6 protein-coding genes are annotated in these 6590 nt (G+C 70.8%); 4 read left to right on the forward strand and 2 right to left on the reverse strand.

The window, feature by feature from the left end:
• The 3 genes from VB737_RS04845 to VB737_RS04855 form a co-directional block, all read left to right on the forward strand.
• Positions 1 to 1684 (forward strand): CHAT domain-containing protein (locus tag VB737_RS04845; RefSeq protein ID WP_500311603.1); only part of this gene is annotated, 1684 nt, incomplete at its 5' end.
• A gap of 84 nt (positions 1685 to 1768) precedes the next feature.
• Complete coding sequence (locus VB737_RS04850; RefSeq protein WP_500311605.1) at positions 1769 to 2128, forward strand: DUF3307 domain-containing protein; 360 nt, start codon at positions 1769 to 1771, stop codon at positions 2126 to 2128.
• A 22-nt stretch (positions 2129 to 2150) separates the two neighbouring features.
• A complete protein-coding gene (locus VB737_RS04855; protein ID WP_500311607.1) occupies positions 2151 to 2846 on the forward strand; it encodes a hypothetical protein in 696 nt (231 codons plus the stop codon).
• Here the strand turns inward: VB737_RS04855 and VB737_RS04860 are convergent.
• Together VB737_RS04860 and VB737_RS04865 are read right to left on the reverse strand one after the other, a co-directional pair.
• Positions 2800 to 4752, reverse strand: a complete 1953-nt coding sequence (locus VB737_RS04860) for a CHASE2 domain-containing protein (protein WP_500311609.1) — start codon at positions 4750 to 4752, stop codon at positions 2800 to 2802. The genes VB737_RS04855 and VB737_RS04860 overlap by 47 nt on opposite strands.
• A complete protein-coding gene (locus VB737_RS04865) occupies positions 4752 to 6233 on the reverse strand; it encodes a cyclic nucleotide-binding domain-containing protein (protein WP_500311611.1) in 1482 nt (493 codons plus the stop codon). Before VB737_RS04865 ends, VB737_RS04860 begins: the two co-directional genes overlap by 1 nt.
• Before the next feature lie 88 nt (positions 6234 to 6321).
• Here VB737_RS04865 and VB737_RS04870 point away from each other — a divergent pair.
• Positions 6322 to 6590: SIMPL domain-containing protein (locus tag VB737_RS04870; protein ID WP_500311613.1), on the forward strand; the 269-nt coding region annotated here is incomplete at its 3' end.

The following is a 6590-nucleotide window of genomic DNA, read 5'->3' on the forward strand; positions in this document are numbered from 1 at the left end:
CATCATCCCCACCCCGCCCGCCGTCCCCGTCACGCCCAGCCCGCCGGTCACGCCGATGGCGCCCCAGATGGTCACCGCGCCAGCTGCCCCGTCACCGTCAACGCCGTCACCGTCGACCCCGTCGCCGCTTTCCCCGTCGAGCCCGTCGTTCCTCCTGCCCGATCTCGGGTACCGCATCTTTCCGTCGACCCAGACAACCCCCTTCGGCTCCACCCTCACCAGCAGCCGGCGCGGGGTGGGCTCCGATGCCCTGGCGGTGAACCTTTCGGAGGCCGATTTCAGCCTCACCGGCGGGTCGATGCCCGTGCCCGGCCCGCTCACGGCCACCACCTCCACCCTCTCCCCGGCCCTGGTGGCCGCGGCGATCACCGATGGCGATCAGCAGCGCACCGAGGACGTGCGCCGGACCCTCGGGGATGTGGGAGTGGCGGGGGAATCCGGCGGAACCCTGCGCCTCGAGGAACTGCAACAGCTGCTGAGCAAGGCCTCCCAGAAGGGGGACAAGGACGACGAGCGCTTCAATCCGGCGGTGCTGATGGTGTCCTTCACCGAGCAGAAGCCGGCGGCGGGCCAGGATCCGAAGCCGGCGACGGGCCAGGAGCCCAAGGCCGCCGATGCCACCGGCTCGACGCCGGCCAACTCGTTCCTCGATCTGATCCTGCTCAGCCGCCGGGGGGAGCCGGTCGGCAAGCGCGTCGAGCTCTCCAGGGAGCGCTTCGGGGATCAGCTGCGGGCGCTGTACCGGCAGCTGGCTCGCCTGGAGCCCCTCCAGGTGGAGAATCCGGACTCCCCGTCCCGGCAGATCCACCGGGCCGTCATCGAGCCCATCGCGGCGGAGCTCCGGGCCAAGGGCATCACCACCCTGGTGATCGTCGCCGACCGGGGCCTCCAGGGTCTTCCCTTCGCGGCCCTCCACGACGGCACCAGCTATTTCGGCGATCGCTACGGCTTCTCGATCACCCCGTCCCTCAACCTCACCTCCTTCGGCCCGCCGCGCCAGACCCGGGGGCGGGTGCTGGCGGCGGGTGCCTCGGAGTTCGAGGGGCTCAGCCCCCTGCCCCTGGTGCCCGATGAGCTGGCCGGCATCCCGGAGGGGGTCGGGGTCGACCGGTTCCTGAACAGGAGCTTTTCACCGGAGGTGCTGCTGAGCCGCGCGGCCGACCCGCGCTACGAGCGCCTGCACGTGGCCACCCATGCCGAGTTCCTGCCCGGTGGGCCCTCCCAGGCCCGCATCTACACCGGCACCGGCTCGGTGAGCCTGCAGGAGTTCGCCCGCCTGCGCCAGCAGCGCAGCGGCAGCCCGCTGGAGCTGTTCGTGCTCAGCGCCTGTCGCACGGCCCTGGGCGACAGCGACAGTGAGCTCGGGTTCGCCGGCCTGGCCCTGCAGGCGGGATCGCGCAGCGCCATCGGCACGCTCTGGTATGTCGATGATGTCGCCACCTCCGCCTATTTCCTGCAGCTTTATCGCTTCCTCGATCGGGGGATGCAGAAAGCCGAAGCTCTGCGGGCCACCCGCCAGGCCATGTCCACTGGCAAGGTGAGGTTGGAAGGCGATAAGGTCATCGGGTCCGATGGCGTTCCCCTTCTCACGGAGCTGAGCCCATCCCAGCGGCGTCGGATTGCGGCAGGCGTGACCCATCCCTACTTCTGGGCCGGGGTTCAGTTGATCGGGACTCCCTGGTGAGGCCACACCAACGGGCTCCAGGGCCCGGCTCGCTCCCCCTGCCTCACCTGATGAGCTTTTCCGGTCATCCCGGTTCTTGATTCCGTGCCTGATCTTCCAGCCGTCTTCAACGTCTTTCTGATGCTGGCGATGGCCCACTTCGTCGGGGATTTCGGGCTCCAGAGCGATCGCATGGCCCGGGAGAAATGTCCCGGCTGCGGTGTCACCCTCGGCTGGGGTTGGTGGCTCACCTCCCATGCCGCCATCCATGGTTTTCTGGTGGGAGCGATCACCCAGTCACCCCTTTTTGGTGTGGCAGAGTGGATGGTGCATCTGTTGATTGACTTCGGCAAATGCCGTCGTCTCTGGAGCCTGTCGTTCGATCAGGCGCTTCACATCATCACCAAGCTCCTCTGGGCCTGGCTGGCGATCCGGCAGGCATCGTCGGGGTTCTGGTTGTCATGAAACGTTGTCGCCACCTGTGATCATGAAGACACTGATTTTGCTCAACGCGACCACCAAGCGAAGGGCCGCCGGCAAGGTGCTGGTGGCCGCCCTTCTCACCCTGGCCCCGCTGGCGGCGCAGGAGCCGCCGCAGGCCCAGGCCCAGAGCGATCTGCGCAAGACCTTCCCGGGGCGACGGGTCGGCGGAGGCACCCGCGGTGACTGCTCCAGCCGCCTGCTGGCCCACCTGGTGCCGGCCAGCAGCGTCTTCGCCCCCGGCAAGGACCGCACCCTCGGGCTGCTGGAAGGCCCCAGCGCCTCCCCCAGCCCGCTGGAGATCACCTTCCGCCCCCTCAGCGGCCGCGGCACCGCCGATGGTTCGATGGCCTCGGGCCAGCGCCGGGTGCTGCCGGCTTCCGGCCCGGGCATCACCCTGATCGCCCTGCCCCCGGTGAAGGTGCCGACGATGTGGGAGTCGAGCTACCTCTGCCCCGGGGCCGCGGCGACCCCCACTGCCGCCGATCCGCTCAACTTCGTGGCCGCCGAATCACCGCCGGCCCTCAGCCTGCTGGTGACCGATGCCTCCAAGGAGGATGGGGCTGTGCAGGCGTCCCTGGCCAGGCTGCAGCGCTCCTGTGGCGCCAGCGTGCCCCGCGAGGAGGTCGGCACCGCCTTCGGTCTGTCCGACCTGATCACGGCCCAGTGGCCCGAGCGGATTCCAGTGCGTTGCCCCGCCTGAGGCCGCCCCGCAGCTCCCAGATGCGCAGGGGCTCGGTGCGCCCCTTGACGTTGATCGCCCCCCAGTCGAGCCACTCCAGCGGAAGGCCCTTGGGCAGCAGCTCCACCGTGCTGGACGACACCAGCACCCGGCAGAGATTGGTCTGACGCTGCTTGTCGAGGCTCTCCAGCCGGGCGGCACAGTTCACGGCATCGCCGATCACGGCGTATTCCAGCCGTTCGCTGCTGCCCATCGATCCGGCCAGCACGGCCCCGGAGTGAACACCGATGCGCAGCGCCATCGCCGGCAGTCCCTCCTTCTGGAACTCCTCGTTCAGGGTGGCCACGGCGCGCTGGATGGCCAGGGCGGCGTCGATGGCGGCCTTGGCATCCGCCTCCTCGCCGCTGCTCAGCGGGGCCCCGAAGACCGCCAGCAGGCCGTCGCCGGTGAACTTGTTGACCATCCCGCCCCGGCGCGTGATCGCGGGGACGAACAGGGCCATGCCCCGGTTCAGCCAGTCGAGCAGCTCTCCGGGACTGAGCCGCTCCGACACGCCCGTGAACGAGCAGGTGTCCGACATCAGCACGGTGACCGGCAGCTGGCGCCCCTCGAAGCGCCCATCGCTGAGCAGCCCATCGCGCTGGTTCCAGAGCTGGCGGGCCACGGCCGGGGAGGTGGTCTGGCCGAGCAGGCGCTCGATCTGCTGGCGCTGCTTCTGGCTGGAGGCACCGCGGCGCACCCAGCCCGCACCGGCCATGGCGATGAAACCCGTCAGGGGCAGGCTCAGCCCCACCCAGACGGCGTTGTAGAGCAGCAGCACGGCGCCACCGACCATCAGCACCGCCACCAGTCCCACCACGATCACGCTGCGGCGCAGCAGCACGAAGGCCTCCCCCAGCACGATCCCCAGCACCACCGCCACCACCTCGGCGAGCCGCTCCACCCAGCCCGGCAGCGTCCGCAACCGCCGCGGGTCGCCGGCCACAGTGCGATCCATCAGGGCGGCGAGGCGATGGGCGTGGATCTCCACCCCCGGCACCTGCAGCTGTTTCGCCCCGAGGGCGGAGCGGGTGTGGGGCACCGGGAACAGGTCCCGCAGGCTCGGCGCGGTGCTGCCGATCAGCACGATGTGGCCGCGGATCTGGTCCGCGGGGATCGGCCGGCGGCCCAGCACATCCTGGAGGTTCCAGAGGTGGAAGCTGCCGAGCTGGTGGAAGGACAGCATCTGCTGGTAGCCGGCGGCATCGAGCTGGTCGTAGCCCCCCGATGCCGGCTCCAGCCAGGGGCCCGGTTCGCTCCCCTTCTCGAGCCGCTGCCGCAGGCTGCGCTGGCCCCGGCCCAGCTCCAGCAGCCGCAGGGGAAGGGAGACGGTGGCTTCGTCCTGGCCCGCCACATGCACCAGATCGCGGCGGATCACCCCGTCGGCATCGAGCACCAGATCGTTGAACCCGCGCCGATCGGCCGGCGTCCCCGGCACCGGGCCGATGGCTTCGGCCACGTTGAAGATCGAGACGAGGCGAGGATTGTCTCGAAAGCGCTGCCGCAGGCAGGCCTGGTCGGGGCCCACGCCCTGGTCTCGGTAGATGTCGAGGCCGATCACCACCGCCCCTCCGGCGAGCAGCCGGTCGATCGCCTCGCACAGCACCCGGTCGTCGATGGGAAAGCCGTAGGTGGCCAGGTCCGATTCGTCGATGCCGATGATCGTGATCGGTTTGTCCGTGCCGGGCGGCGCCGGACGCAGGCTGGTGATCAGGTCGTAGAGCAGCAGGTTGAGGGTTTCGTTGACCGGGCTGCGCTGCAGCGCCAGCAGCAGCAGGCCGGCGGCGGCGTAGGGGACGAGCGAGCGCAGGCCATCCCCCAGAGGCAGGGCCTTCAGCCGTGCCAGCCAGGTCGCTGCCCTGGAGCCGGGCGGGGTTCCGCTGTCCATCAGTTGCCCTTGAAGGCGTCGAAGAGCCGCTTCATCGTGTCCAGCAGGGCATTGGAGCGTTCCGTGTGCTGTTCGCGGTCGAGGTTCCGCAGCTCCGCCTGCCGCTCCTGCACCATGGCGGCGAAGCGCTCCAGCAGGTCTGGATTCTCGTCCAGCAGGCCCTTGATGCTGTCCCGGTCCACCTCGAGCAGCAGGCATTCCTCGGTGGCCCGCACCGTGGCGCTGCGCGGGGCGTCGAGGAAGAGGGTCATCTCGCCGAACACCTCGCCCGGCCCCAGCCGGCGCACGGCCACGGTGTGGCCGGGCTCCAGCTCCTTGAGGATCTCCACGTTCCCCCGCAGCACGTGGAACATCGAGCGGCCCTCGGCCCCCTCCTGCACCACCGCCTCGCCGGGGCCGTAGGTCACCAGGTGGCTGCCCTCCACCAGGGTCTCGAGCTGCTCGGCGCTCAGGTCGGTGAAGAGGCCCTCGCTGGCCAGGGTCTGGCAGCACACCTGGGGGGAGGGTCGGGAGGGCCGCTGGGGGCGATCCCGGGAGCGGCGCGGCTGCAGCTCCCGCACCGGGAAGGGGATGCTCTGCCCCTCCCGGGCCAGGGCGTACCAGATCTGCTCGAGCAGGTCGCTGCGCAGGTCGCCGATGGCGCCGTCCCCCAGCTCCCGCTGCCACACCTGCAGCTCGTAGGCGATGGCGCTGTCCTGGAACTCCTTGACCCTGATCCTGGGGGCCGGCTCCCGCAGCACCCCGGGATGCTGGAGCACCACCGTTTCGAGCAGGGCCCTGGCCTGGGCGGGCGGCAGGTCGTAGTCGAGGCCGACGCTGAAGCGGTTGCTGACGGCGCCGGAGCGCCCCAGGTTGCGCAGCACCCTCTCGGTGACGAGGCTGTTGGGCACGACCACCACCTGGCCGTCCATGTTGCGGAGCATGGTGTCCCGCCAGCTCACCTGCACCACCACCCCGCGCACCCCCTGGTCCAGCTCCAGGAAGTCGCCTTCGGTGAAGTCGTCCCCCAGTTGCAGCTCCAGGCCCGCGAACAGGTCCTTGAGGGACTCCTGGGCGGCCAGGCCGATCACGGCGGTGAGCACGGCGGAGGTGGTCACCAGGCCCACCAGGTCGAGCCGTGCCGACTGGCGCACCAGCACCACCGTGGCCAGGGCACCGCTGCCAAGGGTGAGCAACTGCAGCAGCAGCTGCGGCGGCGGGCGCCACAGCCCCAGGTGGGCGGGAACCTGCAGCAGCGCCCACAGGGCCAGGAGGATGGCGGCGTAGGTGAGCAGCAGGTCGTCGGTGAGCAGTACCCACACCCGGTAGGCCGGCGGCAACCCCTGCAGCGGCAGCGAGCTGAGCAGGGCCCAGGCGGCGATCGCCAGCAGCGGCAGCCGCAGCGGCATGGCCGGAAGGGCCCGGTGACGGCAGAGGCGGGCCAGCACCAGCAGCCCGGCCGTGGCGGCCAGGGCGCCGATCCAGATCTGCAGCAGGGCCAAGACGCTCGCTTCGATCGCCCCATCCTGCCGCCGATCCTGGTGTTCGGCCCCGGGTGCGAGCAGGCTGGCCCCAGCCGTTTCCCCTGCCATGCGCCCGATCGTCCTGGGTCCCCTCGCCGCCCTGCTGGGTCTGGCGGCGCTCGCCAGCGGGCCCGCTGCCGCCGTCGCCCAGGTGCAGCTGCGCTGTGACGGCACCCTGCTGGAGGCCAGGGGCAGCGCCGAGCAGGAGCGCCCCACCCGTCGGCTGTCGTTCTCCCTGTCGCTGGAGGCGGAGGCCGCCACGGCCGACGCCGCCCTCCAGGCCCTGCAGGAGCGGCTGGCGGCGGTGCGCCAGGCCCTGCAGCAGCTGCAGGTGGA

Source organism: Synechococcus sp. BA-120 BA3 (genome assembly GCF_034931285.1).
Classification (GTDB): domain Bacteria; phylum Cyanobacteriota; class Cyanobacteriia; order PCC-6307; family Cyanobiaceae; genus Cyanobium.